The sequence below is a fragment of the Acinetobacter sp. MF4642 genome (assembly GCF_002018925.1).
Lineage (GTDB): Bacteria > Pseudomonadota > Gammaproteobacteria > Pseudomonadales > Moraxellaceae > Acinetobacter > Acinetobacter johnsonii.
On the sequence record NZ_MVON01000004.1, the window covers coordinates 135,894 to 147,876 of the forward strand.

Below are 11,983 nucleotides of genomic sequence, written 5' to 3' on the forward strand. Positions count from 1 at the left end.
GTGGATATGAAACGATCAGACAAAAGTGAAGCAACACGACTACACATTTTAAATAGCAGTTTTCAACTGGTATTACATAAAGGTTTTGTCGGAGTGGGTTTACAGGAAATTCTAAAGAATTGTGATGTGCCGAAAGGTTCATTTTATTATTACTTTGCTTCGAAAGAGGCTTTCGGCTGTGCGCTACTCCAGCAGTATCTGGCCGATTATAAAGTCAAAATCGATCAGCTGATACAGCAAGAACAGCGAAGCGCCTATGCAAGTCTCGTGGCACTTTGGCAAGCATGGATTGATAACCCATCGCATATTGAAAGTGATGTTGAACATCATAGCGATGGGGGATGGGCGGAGAACTGTCTGATCGTCAAGTTGGCAGCAGAAGTCTCAGATTTATCTGAAGATATGCGTCAGATTTTGAACTTCGGGGTGCGTAAGTTAACAGAACGTATTTCGGGTCTAATCCAAGCCGGGCAGCAAGATGGTTCAATTCCAGCGCATATTGACGCTGAAAAAATGGCACAGACGATGTATCAATTGTGGTTGGGGGCAGCTTTATTGGCAAGATTGGCCCAAGATAAGCAGCCCCTTTATCTTGCTTTGGAAACTACCCAACAACTATTACAGCCGATAAAGGAATAGCAAATGCAAAGTATTATTCATCACCATTTTGGTGAACCTGTTGACGTCTTGGAAGCTGCAGATATGCCGCAACCTGAAACGAAAGCGGGTGAAGTACGTATTCAAATGATTCTATCGCCAATGCATAACCATGACGTGTGGACAGTTCGTGGCAGTTATGGTTATAAACCCACACTGCCTGCAATTGGTGGCAGTGAAGCAGTGGGCGTGATTGATGCGCTTGGTGAGGGTGTACAAGGCGTATCGATAGGGCAGCGTGTAGCGGTTGCAGGAATTCATGGTAGTTGGGCTGAGTATTTTATTGCGCCAGCGCATGGCGTTGTGCCTTTAACTGATGCGATTGATGATGAAACGGCAGCGCAGTTGATTGGGATGCCGATCAGTGCACTGATGCTTTTAGATTTTATCGACTTGCCGGCAGATTCTTGGTTGATTCAGAACACTGCCAATGGTGCAGTGGGTAAAACCGTTGCAATGATTGCAAAAGCGCGTAGTCAAAAGGTAATTCATTTGGTTCGCCGTACTGATGCTGTAGCTGAAATGCAAGCCTTAGGCATTCAAAATGTGGTGGCAACAGACCAAGCCGATTGGAAAAAACAAGTCAAAGCGATTCATGCAGATCAACCATTGATCGCGGGTGTAGACTCCATTGGTGGTCAGGCCAGTGGTGAAATGTTAGCTTTGCTGAGTGAAAATAGTCTATTGGTTTCATTTGGTAGCATGACGGGTGAGACCATGCAGATTTCTTCGGGAGATCTGATTTTTAAACAAGTCACAGTCAAAGGTTTTTGGGCGAGTGTGGTGAATAAGCAATTATCTGCTGAACGCAAAAAGGCGTTAATTGTGGAGTTATTGACGCTTGCTGCACAGAAAAAATTACTGCTGCCTGTTGAAGGTATCTTCAGCTTTGCACAAATTAAAGATGCTGCACTGAAAGCGACGCAAGGCGCACGTCAGGGTAAAGTACTTTTGAAACCTTAACCGTTTTCGACTTGGATCAGCTGTGAAGCTGATCTAGCATCATTCATCAAAAATAAGGATAAAGTGTATGATGGGACAAATTTTGATTGCTTTAATTGCACTGTTGCATGTGTATATTTTAGTTTTAGAGATGTTTTTATGGGATAAACCCTATGGCTTAAAGGCCTTTGGCAATACGCCCGAAAAAGCACAACTGACCAAAGTCATGGCGCAAAATCAGGGCTTATATAATGGTTTCTTGGCTGCAGGTCTATTTTGGGCGCTATGTGCACCCGAAACTTATGCACTGCCACTGGCCAATTTCTTTTTAGGCTGCGTTTTGGTTGCTGGGATTTATGGTGGGTTGACCGCCAGTAAGAAAATTATCTACATTCAAGCCTTACCTGCTGCTGTAGCGTTAATTGTGGTGAATTTTCTCTAAGCCAAGAGAAAAAACTGCTTGAGTTCTGCATTAAAAAAGCCAACGTCGAGACGTTGGCTTTTTATTGTGAGTGATGACTTATTTGACTTCAGGCAAATCAAACCAAATCACTTGTGCATCTTCCAAGGCTTTAACATCGCTTGCTTCTAAGAAAGCAATCGCGTCACCTGCATGAAGAGTATGTTCTGTAATTTGGATTGAACCTGAAATTACATGCATATAGTTAATATGCTGTGTAGCTTTAACTTCTAGCATTTGATCTTTTTCAATCACAGCGGTTTTGACTTCGGCATCTTGACGGATATGCATTGCAGCATTGTCATTTGGACCACAAATCACATGCCATTGATTTGGCTGCTCATGTGGATCAAGACGAATCTGCTGATAGGTTGGTGCTGCATCTCTTTGATTTGGGGTAATCCAAATTTGTAGCAAATGTACTGGCTCATCACCCTGATTCATTTCACTGTGCTGTACACCGGTACCTGCACTCATCAGTTGCCATTCACCTGCAGAAATACCACCATGGTTGCCCATGCTGTCTTTATGGGTGATGGTACCTTTAAGCACACAGGTCAAGATTTCCATATTGTCATGGGGGTGCTGCCCGAAACCTTGATGACCCGCGATCATGTCGTCATTGATGACACGTAGAGCACTTACGCCCATATATTTAGGGTTATACCAACTGCCAAAAGAAAAACTGTGTTTAGACTCTAGCCAACCGATATTGACATGACCACGGTCTTGACTGCGATGAATGAAAGCATCCATTTTGAACTCCAATCTTATTTTTAATCTATGGAGTGATTTTAGCGTTTTATATTTGTCTCTAAAATAGTGAATTTGCAATGTTGCGTTTCAATATTGAAATGATTAAACACAACATTGCAGCCTTAGTTTAAATAACAATACCGTACGCGGAAATCTTTCCAGACGTAGTTTTTGCCTTGCGCATATTCAGCTAAAAATTGTTGATGTAGATTCGGCTGCTGTTGCATCCAGTCATTGCCCCATTTCACACCGAGTGGAGCTGCTTTGTCTTTAAAAACAAAATAGTCATCAAGGCAAGTACTGCTTTCAACGGAGAGTGGTACATCTTGATCATCGAGATAATTTTCATAATTAATCGAGTTGGGTGGATTCTTCAAAAATACTTTGTCACTGGCGGTGAGCAGAATTTTCTGTTCAAAGTGCTTCAATTGACCTTGTCTGTACTCATAGCGGGTTTCAAGGTTATAAGGGTGCACGGTTTGGTAGTCGCCCGGGGACTTGGTGCTGTATTCCAGTATTGCATTATTATAATCTGATGAGTCCTCATCCCATTTGGGGCTAAAACTCATTCCATCTTCAATGGTTGGAGCCACAAATTGCACGCGGTGGAGCTGTTTGCCATTCGTGTCAATTTCAATAATTTCATAGCTGTATCGGTAGCGATTGTTGGCATAGATGGAGTTCATAACTGCATTAGCTTTTAACTCTGTAGGAGTATAGGCATAGCGAGTACGAAAGATCAGGGCGAAATGCTGAGCGACAGGCATAATCGAAAACAGCTCATGATCTTTGACGGTGTTGTTGAGTTGGGGCTGTAGGGTGATTTTTTCTCGATTTTCAGTATAAGCCTCGCCTATTGAAAAAACCGCGGAGTGGGGTGGGTTTAAATAAAGTAGTTTAGGCTTTGGCCCTGTTCGAATCGCGTAATAGTAAATCGGAGATTTGCCTGCGATGACATAATAGCGTGCATTCAAAAGTGGTTCTCTGAGACTGTCTTGCTCTGGAATGTATTGCGGATGACGGATTTTTTCATGATCATCCAGACTGTCAAATGGATGGTCAGATTCCACTACATAAGCATCCACGCTGGTCACGATTTCTTCATCTAATTCGGCAAAGCTATAAGTTGAGAAAGATAGTAAGCAGGCCACGGGCAGTATTATTTTTAAAGCGTTCATCGTCATTTTTATATTGTTGTAATTGAAAAAAGGTGCTCTCAAGAGAACACCTTTTATAGCGTAAATAACTTAGAAAGCCAATTACTCTAAGAATTTAACCGTAACACCTGACTTCACTTTTTTGCCAAGATCATTAGCATCCCAGTTGGTCAAACGGATACAACCGTGCGATGCTGTTTTAGAAATAGCTGAAGGGTTTGGTGTACCATGAATACCAAATGATTTTTTGCTTAAACCAATCCAGATATTCCCTACAGGACCATTTGGACCCGGTGGTAGAGAAAGTGGTTTTAAGTTTTTGCCCTGTACAAAGTTACTTGGTGAGTAGCTATACCAAGGATTTGGCGCAACACCAGTGACTTTATAAGTACCCGTTGGAGACGGAGTATCTGAGCTACCAATGGTTGCAGGGAAAGAACCGATCATTTGGTTGCGGCTGTTAAATAAATACAGCTGTTTTGCACCTTTGTGCGCAACGATCAAATGAATGTCTTCTGGCACTTCATTGCGGATATTGGCCACAATAATTTTTTCGCCCGCTTTTTTGAAGGTCGCTTTTGGATTTAACTTCTGCAAGAAGTCTTCATCCATATGGAACTTTTCACCCAACATTTCAGTCACGCGAGTGTAATACAAACCTTTCATTTTGGCTTGTAGTGCATAATCGCGTGGAATTGATGCGGCATAAGGACCTTTTAGGTCTGCTTCGGTAATGGTGTATTCAATAAATGCAGGCTTAGAACCTTGGCTTGCCAGTAGGGCATCCCAAGTTTCTTTGGTTAAAGTGCCTGTTGCTTTTAAACCGCTCATTTGCTGGAACGAAGCAATGGCTTTGAGGGTATTTTTACCGCTCATGCCATCAATTGCACCCGGAGACGCATGTGCATTATTCAGCATCACGTGAGCACGTGCATAGACAGGGAATTGGCCTTTACCAATATTGTCAAACCATTCTGCACTGTTTAGACCATTTAATGTCCACGATGCTTTTGCTGCAGCAGGATTGGTCGTCGTGGTGGTCGGTGCAGGGGTGGTTTTGCTTGGTGCAGCACCAACGTCAGCGGTTTTATCTTCAGATTGTTCAAGTTGATCTAAAGTTTGCGAAGCTTGGTTTAAGTCTGCTTGTTCTTTTGCTGTAATTTGGCTATTTGCAACCGCAGTAGAAGCTGAAGCGACATCTGTTGCTAAAGGATCAATAGGATCTTGAACTGAAGTACCAATGATCTTTTTGGGCGTCAAAGGTTGTTCAGTAGTAGATGCAGCAAACGCTGTACCAGCAAGAATGCAACTTAAACTCATCGCGAGTATTGTGCGAACGAACATGTAATTCAACCTTAAGAATTATTCATTTACAAAGTAAAAACTAGTCAAGTATTACAGAAAAAAGATGGAGATGCAGTATTTGTTTTGTGTAAATATTCGTTTGCATCTTTGTCCTGATCGAATTTTAGTGTTATGAGAAGTTATTAAAAATTCGACCTTTTTGTTATGATGGTGAGCAAATTTAATTGAGATGGGAAAGTAAATGACGACGCTTAAAAATGATCGTTTTCTACGTGCTTTATTACGTGAACCTGTAGATACCACACCCGTCTGGATGATGCGTCAAGCAGGGCGTTATTTACCTGAATATCGTGCAACCCGTGCACAAGCGGGTGATTTCCTTTCGCTGTGTAAAAATAACGAATTTGCGTGTGAAGTAACTTTACAGCCTTTACGTCGTTATGAGCTCGACGCTGCCATTTTATTTTCAGATATTTTAACTGTACCCGATGCTTTGGGTTTAGGGCTTTATTTTGAAGCTGGGGAAGGGCCTAAATTTCATAAAACGGTTCGTACTGAACAAGATGTGGCGAATTTACCTCAGTTTAATGCTGCATCTGATCTCGACTATGTGATGAATGCAGTCAAGACGATCCGTTCAGCGCTTGGCGGCCAAGTGCCATTAATTGGTTTTTCAGGCAGTCCTTGGACGCTAGCAACTTATATGGTTGAAGGTGGTTCGAGCAAAGATTTCCGTTTCACCAAACAAATGATGTATGCGCAACCTGAAGTTTTACATGCGCTGCTCGATCGTTTGGCTGATGCGGTGATTGACTATCTAAATGCGCAAATTGATGCAGGTGCTCAAGCCGTACAAATTTTTGACAGCTGGGGCGGGGCATTGGCACACCGTGAATATTTAGAATTTTCTTTAAAATACATGCAAAAAATTGTTGCAGGTTTAAAACGTGAAAATGAAGGACGTAAAGTGCCTGTGATCTTATTCACCAAAGGTGGCGGTCAGTGGCTAGAGCCGATGGTGGCAACAGGAGCTGATGCTTTTGGTTTAGATTGGACGACGCCATTAAATGTAGCTCGTCAAACGGTGGCTGGCCGTGCGGCACTGCAAGGCAACTTAGACCCTGCAACATTATATGGTTCGCATGACACCATCGTGAAAGCCACTAAAGCCATGTTGGATGACGCTTATGCAGGCGGTGAGAAAACAGGTTATGTTGCAAACTTAGGTCATGGCATTACTCAGTGGGTTGACCCTGAAAACCCGAAAGCCTTTGTTGATACTGTGCATGAATACAGTGCCAAATATCTCTAAGTTTCACAGCTTCAATTCAATTAGGGTTCATGCGTGATCACGATTTTAAAATCATGTTTTGAGTTCTCATCTAAGGCAGCTTCGGCTGCCTTATTTGGGATATTACTGTTATTGGCTTTTGCGTTCACAGCCAGTATGGGGAGTCAGGAATATTTCGGCTTTTTCCGTTATGACTATCTATTGTTTTATGCCGTGCTGATTCAAGTTTGTCTGCTGTATTTAAAACTTGAGTCTTGGGCCGAAGCTAAAGTGATTGCATTATTTCATGTGATGGCAATGGTGATGGAAATCTTTTTGACTCATCCGCAAATTGCATCTTGGCAGTATCCGCATCCCGCCGTGTTTAAAATTTTAACAGTGCCTTTGTTTGCAGGTTTTATGTATTCGGCTGTGGGCAGTTTTTTTGCGCGTTCATTGCGTCTTTATCATATTTCTTTTGAACACTTGCCCCGTTTCTCCGCCATGCTAACCTTAGCGGTGTTGTCTTATATCAACTTTATGTCCAAATTTTTTGTTCCCGATATTCGTTATCTTTTGTTTGCGTGGAGCATAGTGCTGTTTTGGAAAACCAAGATTGGCTTTGAATTACAGCAGCACCGTTTTCAACTGCCGATGTTACCCGTACTTTTACTGTTGGCTTTTATTATTTGGATTGCGGAAAATATCAGTACGTTTTACCAAATCTGGCTGTACCCAAGTCAAGTCGATGCATGGCATATGGTCGGTTGGGGCAAGTTGGGTTCTTGGTATTTATTGCTACTGCTCAGTCTGGTGTTGGTGTTAAAGATTTTAGGGAAACGAGATCTACGTGGCAGTTGGTCCTTATACCGCTAAAGCACATTTTTAAATATTCACTTCACTTTAGTATAAATTGTTTTGCGTTATGCGCTTGTTACGGCTATCTTACAAGGGTGTAGCTCAAAATACACACAATGGGAACAATAAAAATACTCGGAGATAATCGAGTCTGGAGAAACCTTATGTTGAAAAAAATAGCATTGGCTGCGGTTTTGGCTGTTGGTTCTACCGCTACATTTGCAGATAATGACGTCGGTTGTGGTATTGGTTCACAAATTTGGGCTGGCCAGTCTGGTAAAGTCGCTAAAATTTTAGCGGGTACAACCAATGGTCTTTTTGCTAACCAACTTTTCGGTATTACCTTTGGTACTTTAGGTTGTAGCGGTACAGGTACTGTGACTGCTCAGGCAGTAACATTTACCAACGAAAATGCGGAAGCATTGGCGCGTGATATGGCAGTTGGTGAGGGCGAAAGTCTAAATGTACTGGCTGAATTACTGAACATCCAGTCTGAAGATAAAGCACGTTTCTTTGAAGTGTCTAAACAAAACTTCGCAAAAATCTATTCAGCTGAAAACCAAGATGCGCTTCAAGTATTAGCATCTTTACAAGCAGTCATGGCAACGGATAGCGTATTAAAAGCATACGTTTAATTGCACCATAAAACCCTGCCATTCAGGCAGGGTTTTTCATATCTAAAAAAGAAGAATAGCTAACACTGCATGAAATCTGTTGTCCTCCTCTTTAGTGTGCTATTCAGCACCAGCATCTTTGCTCAAGCACCTAGCTCAGCAGAGTTTTATATTGAAAAAGCACAGCAGCTGAAGCTAGCCTCAAATGTGACTTGGCAACGTTTGATGTATGCCAATGTCTCAGGACAAAGTGAAGTCACCTACCGTTCATTTTTTTATAGCGAACACGGACAAACTCAGCTCAAACAAGAGCTTGATGCCAATATTGCAGCACTTTTTACCCCAGCCGCAGCCAATCAATCGATTCAATGTCGCTTTCCGGCACGTTCAAAATGGCTCATAGGACAACTGAATATTGCATCAAACCAACTGCCTAAAGCCTCATGTCCTGAGCTGGATGAGTGGCTTGGGCAAATTAAGCCGTATAAGGCGACTTTAATTTACGCCACGGACTTTATGGGCAATCCCAGTTCGATGTTTGGGCATACCCTGTTAAGGCTCGATCCTAAAGACCAAAAACAGCTGAACTTAGTCTCTTATGCCGTGAATTATGCAGCGACAGTGGCCAATAGCGACAGCTTTTCTTTTGCATGGAAGGGCTTAACCGGGCAGTACCCAGGTGAGTACTCACTCATGCCGTACTATCGAAAAGTGAAAGAATATGGTGATTTGGAAAGCCGCGATTTGTGGGAGTACGAGTTAGCCCTGACGCCAGAAGAAACCAAGACAATGGTTGAGCATATTTGGGAACTCAAGCATGTGCAATTTCCTTACTATTTTATCAATGATAACTGTGCCTATCGTTTACTGGGTTTAATTGATTTGGTACGGCCAGAGGTCAACCTACAAAAACAATTTAAAACCGCTGCGATTCCTGTTGAGACTATTAAGGCGGTCGATGAAAACCATCTAATTGCAGAAAGTGTTTACCGTCCAGCTTTAGAAACTCAATTGTTGGCACAAGCCAAACAACATGGTCAAGCTTTGGCAGCGTCTGCGCATCAGGTTGCGCAACTTGAACCTGCTCAAATGCAAGATTATTTGAATCGCTATGCTTTGGTGGATCAGGCACGTATTTTAGAAATGGCCTATGACCATGTGTATTTACAGTTAATTGCACAAAAGATTGCGGCAGAAGACGCCCAACCGCGTATTCGACAACTGCTGGGTTTGCGGAGTCAGATTGACTTGGAAAAGCAGCGTCAAGTGGTCGAAGCGCCAAAAGTAGATCCGGTAAAAGGTCATCATGCGCGAACTATTCAGCTTGAAGCAGGTGAAATACAAGGTGACACTTATTTCCGACTGAGCCATCGTCAGGCCTATCATGACTTGATAGACCCGCAAGGCGGTTTCCGTTTGGGTACACAGCTTAAGTTTCTAGACGGTAGCCTCGAATACCGTGATGATCGACTAAAACTGCAAGAGTTGAATGTGCTGGAGGTCAATGCCTACAGTCCACTGACTGCCTTTAAAACGCCATTAAGCTGGGGTTTTAACATGGGTTGGCAACAAGAGGCACTAAATCGAGATGGTGCATTTAGTGAACAGGATCAACACGGCGTATTTAATCTATCCAGTCAGTTTGGCTATAGTGTGGCAGATCAAGATCGTCAACATTTATGCTATGCACAATTGCAAAATCATATTCAAGCAGGCAAAGCTTTAGACCGAGGTTGGCGCGTGGGACTTGGGCCAACGGTAGGCTGCCAGAACATCTGGAGCGAACATATCAATAGTTTGGTACAGGTCGAGCTGCCATATTGGGAAGATAGCCATCAATGGCAAGTCAGACTGAATACTCAGTTGCAATATTTATTCAATCAGCAAAATGCGTTGAGGCTTCATTGGCAGTATCAACAGCAAAAAGGCAAAGATTGGGATCAGACGGGTTTGAGTTATATCCATTTCTTTTAGTTCGATCCTCTTTTCAAAGCTCCAATAATGGGGCTTTTTTTATGAAAGTCATTGCCGTTAAAACAACCAAACGTGAGCCTTACTTTTTATAAAGCGCTGAAAATGAAAGCTGATGGTGAAAATAAGTATTGAAATTTGTTATATTAATCACATAAATGTCTAGTAAGTCTCAAAAATATATAAATAGGTAAGTTTTATGAATGATGAATGCATGGCTAAATTGGCCGAGCAATGGGGGAAAATTTGCCAACATTATTCAGTGAATGATCACGTTAAAGCGCAAAATTTTATTCAGCAGCATTCGTCTGTATTGGTTAATGAATTTTATAGCAATATTGTCTTGGAGCCTGAGGCTGCAGATTTTTTTAAAGATGACATCATTCAACAACGTTTAAAAAACAGTTTAAACCAATGGCTCATTGAAAGTTTCGACGTGGCTGTGAATGAAGCTTATTACGCAGCAGTTGAAAAACAACAAAAAGTTGGGCAGGTACATGCGCGGGTGGGTATTCCTTCTTGGTTGATCATGCGCGGTATTCGCGAGATTGAAAACAAGATCTTGGAACTCTTGGCTGAACTTCCGCTAGAAAATAACCACCACATGCTAAGTTATATGCTGCAAATTATGGGTTTTGCGACAGAAATTATGTGCAGATCCTATGAAGCCAATACAGAGCGAAGCCATGAAGTTAAGCATAGCTATCGCTTATTTTCTGCAATGCAAGATGTCGCGGTACAAAAAGATAAGCAGCGCAGTATTTTGCTCGACTGGGAAAATGAGTTGATGTTCAAAGTCTTCTCCGAGCATCCGCAGTTGCAACACATTGCTTTGTCTAAGTCAGAATTTGGTCTATGGTTTGTGCATAAAGCAGCGTATGCGTTTACAGGTGCAGAGCAGGTGGAGACCATTATCAGGCTGATTCAACAGGTCGATACCCTCAATTTTGACGTGCTCGACTGTCAGGATCAGGCTCAGAAGGTAGAACGCATTCAAGAAATTCGTGACGTGAACCGACAGATTCAGCATTTGGTCGATCAACTGTTTCAAGTGACCGAATATATAGACTCAGGCAATGACTCACTGACTCAGCTGTTAAACCGTCGTTATTTAAGTACGATTGTGTCGCGTGAAATTAATTTTGCCCGTAAAAATGATGCTGCGCTCAGCCTACTAGCAATTGATGCGGATTATTTCAAACGTATCAACGATAAATATGGGCATACCGCAGGGGACTTGGCACTGCGTTTTATTGCGGAAGTCTTGTTAGATGTAGCGAAGGGCAGTGACTATGCCTTCCGTGTCGGTGGCGAAGAGTTCTTATTGCTGTTGGTCGACAGTGATCTCACGCGTGCTTTACAAATCGCTGAAACGATTCTCATGCGGATACAGGAAACCCCAATTCGCACCGCTCATGGGCAAAGTTTTAGTTTTACCGTCAGTATTGGCTGTACGGTTTATAATGGTCATCCTGACTATCAGCGCTTTTTAGACACTGCTGATTCGGCACTCTATGCCGCCAAAAATAAAGGGCGTAACTGTATTCATGTGACTGAAAAAGTCCTGAGTGTTTAAATCTCAGACTTAAACACGAACTGTTCTAAGACGTTTCAAATCGGTTGTTGAGGTGCTTATACCTCAACAATCACATAGTATTTTTTTACAGCTTCAACCACTTCAAATGTGCCGATAAAACTCGGTGGAATAATTCCTGCCTGACCTACTTTGACTTCAATGAAGTCTTGAGTGTGGGCATCATGAATACGGATGCAGCCTTCCATCACTTGAAAGAATTCTTGTTTGTTGTCAGCAAATTGAATATTCCATGAGCCAACTTCACAGTGCCAAATCCCGCAGCCCATGTGCGGATGCTCATATAGACTATAGGTCTGGCGCTGTGGGTTGCCTTGGACCAAACGGTCTGGACGTGGAAAATCAATACTCTGTTCGCCTTGGGTCAAACCATGACCTGCTAACCAAATTGCTGACATT

The 11,983-nt window shown here is 42.5% G+C and carries 12 protein-coding genes; 8 read left to right on the forward strand and 4 right to left on the reverse strand.

Features of this window, described 5'->3' with window-relative positions; all coding sequences use genetic code 11:
- Positions 1-6: 6 nt before the first annotated feature.
- The 3 genes from MF4642_RS03790 to MF4642_RS03800 all read left to right on the forward strand — a co-directional run bounded on the left by MF4642_RS03790 (position 7) and on the right by MF4642_RS03800 (position 2,041).
- Positions 7-639, forward strand: coding sequence for a TetR/AcrR family transcriptional regulator (locus MF4642_RS03790; RefSeq protein ID WP_078425380.1), 633 nt, complete (start codon positions 7-9; stop codon positions 637-639).
- A gap of 3 nt (positions 640-642) precedes the next feature.
- Positions 643-1,620 carry a zinc-binding dehydrogenase gene (locus MF4642_RS03795; RefSeq protein WP_078425349.1) on the forward strand — a complete coding sequence of 326 codons (978 nt, stop codon included), beginning with the start codon at positions 643-645 and terminating at the stop codon, positions 1,618-1,620.
- A 67-nt stretch (positions 1,621-1,687) separates the two neighbouring features.
- Positions 1,688-2,041 carry a DUF1304 domain-containing protein gene (locus MF4642_RS03800; protein WP_078425350.1) on the forward strand — a complete coding sequence of 118 codons (354 nt, stop codon included), beginning with the start codon at positions 1,688-1,690 and terminating at the stop codon, positions 2,039-2,041.
- A 78-nt stretch (positions 2,042-2,119) separates the two neighbouring features.
- Here MF4642_RS03800 and MF4642_RS03805 read toward each other — a convergent pair whose 3' ends face one another.
- The 3 genes from MF4642_RS03805 to MF4642_RS03815 form a co-directional block, all read right to left on the reverse strand.
- The gene (locus MF4642_RS03805; RefSeq protein ID WP_078425351.1) at positions 2,120-2,815 is read right to left on the reverse strand and encodes a pirin family protein; all 696 of its coding nucleotides are present in this window, start codon (positions 2,813-2,815) and stop codon (positions 2,120-2,122) included.
- 122 nt (positions 2,816-2,937) lie between these two features.
- On the reverse strand, positions 2,938-3,993 hold the full coding sequence (locus MF4642_RS03810) for a hypothetical protein (RefSeq protein WP_227518509.1): 1,056 nt from the start codon (positions 3,991-3,993) through the stop codon (positions 2,938-2,940).
- Positions 3,994-4,074: 81 nt separating this feature from the next.
- A complete protein-coding gene (locus tag MF4642_RS03815; RefSeq protein WP_078425353.1) occupies positions 4,075-5,316 on the reverse strand; it encodes a L,D-transpeptidase family protein in 1,242 nt (413 codons plus the stop codon).
- Positions 5,317-5,518: 202 nt separating this feature from the next.
- On the opposite strand from MF4642_RS03815, the gene hemE reads away from it, so the two are divergent.
- The 5 genes from hemE (at position 5,519) to MF4642_RS03840 (ending at position 11,566) form a co-directional block, all read left to right on the forward strand.
- Positions 5,519-6,589 carry a uroporphyrinogen decarboxylase gene (gene hemE / locus MF4642_RS03820; protein WP_078425354.1) on the forward strand — a complete coding sequence of 357 codons (1,071 nt, stop codon included), beginning with the start codon at positions 5,519-5,521 and terminating at the stop codon, positions 6,587-6,589.
- Positions 6,590-6,625: 36 nt separating this feature from the next.
- A complete protein-coding gene (locus MF4642_RS03825) occupies positions 6,626-7,423 on the forward strand; it encodes a DUF817 family protein (RefSeq protein ID WP_171262493.1) in 798 nt (265 codons plus the stop codon).
- 146 nt (positions 7,424-7,569) lie between these two features.
- On the forward strand, positions 7,570-8,040 hold the full coding sequence (locus MF4642_RS03830) for a DUF3015 family protein (RefSeq protein ID WP_004695672.1): 471 nt from the start codon (positions 7,570-7,572) through the stop codon (positions 8,038-8,040).
- Between the two features lie 69 nt (positions 8,041-8,109).
- Positions 8,110-9,993, forward strand: a complete 1,884-nt coding sequence (locus tag MF4642_RS03835; protein ID WP_078425356.1) for a DUF4105 domain-containing protein — start codon at positions 8,110-8,112, stop codon at positions 9,991-9,993.
- A 196-nt stretch (positions 9,994-10,189) separates the two neighbouring features.
- Positions 10,190-11,566: a diguanylate cyclase gene (locus tag MF4642_RS03840; protein ID WP_078425357.1), complete on the forward strand. Its 1,377-nt coding sequence runs from the start codon at positions 10,190-10,192 to the stop codon at positions 11,564-11,566.
- A gap of 56 nt (positions 11,567-11,622) precedes the next feature.
- Here the strand turns inward: MF4642_RS03840 and MF4642_RS03845 are convergent, their stop codons facing one another.
- Positions 11,623-11,982 (reverse strand): cupin domain-containing protein, encoded by a 360-nt coding sequence (locus MF4642_RS03845; protein ID WP_078425358.1) that lies wholly within the window; start codon positions 11,980-11,982, stop codon positions 11,623-11,625.
- Between the last annotated feature and the right edge of the window lies 1 nt (position 11,983).

What these genes read in the sequence shown, in the direction of transcription:
- hemE (WP_078425354.1), top strand. Translation starts at nt 5,519, where the DNA reads ATGACGACGCTTAAAAATGATCGTTTTCTACGTGCTTTATTACGTGAA.
- MF4642_RS03790 (WP_078425380.1), top strand. Translation starts at nt 7, where the DNA reads ATGAAACGATCAGACAAAAGTGAAGCAACACGACTACACATTTTAAAT.
- MF4642_RS03830 (WP_004695672.1), top strand. Translation starts at nt 7,570, where the DNA reads ATGTTGAAAAAAATAGCATTGGCTGCGGTTTTGGCTGTTGGTTCTACC.
- MF4642_RS03815 (WP_078425353.1), bottom strand. Translation starts at nt 5,316, where the DNA reads ATGTTCGTTCGCACAATACTCGCGATGAGTTTAAGTTGCATTCTTGCT.
- MF4642_RS03835 (WP_078425356.1), top strand. Translation starts at nt 8,110, where the DNA reads ATGAAATCTGTTGTCCTCCTCTTTAGTGTGCTATTCAGCACCAGCATC.
- MF4642_RS03800 (WP_078425350.1), top strand. Translation starts at nt 1,688, where the DNA reads ATGATGGGACAAATTTTGATTGCTTTAATTGCACTGTTGCATGTGTAT.
- MF4642_RS03795 (WP_078425349.1), top strand. Translation starts at nt 643, where the DNA reads ATGCAAAGTATTATTCATCACCATTTTGGTGAACCTGTTGACGTCTTG.
- MF4642_RS03805 (WP_078425351.1), bottom strand. Translation starts at nt 2,815, where the DNA reads ATGGATGCTTTCATTCATCGCAGTCAAGACCGTGGTCATGTCAATATC.
- MF4642_RS03810 (WP_227518509.1), bottom strand. Translation starts at nt 3,993, where the DNA reads ATGAACGCTTTAAAAATAATACTGCCCGTGGCCTGCTTACTATCTTTC.
- MF4642_RS03840 (WP_078425357.1), top strand. Translation starts at nt 10,190, where the DNA reads ATGAATGATGAATGCATGGCTAAATTGGCCGAGCAATGGGGGAAAATT.
- MF4642_RS03845 (WP_078425358.1), bottom strand. Translation starts at nt 11,982, where the DNA reads ATGTCAGCAATTTGGTTAGCAGGTCATGGTTTGACCCAAGGCGAACAG.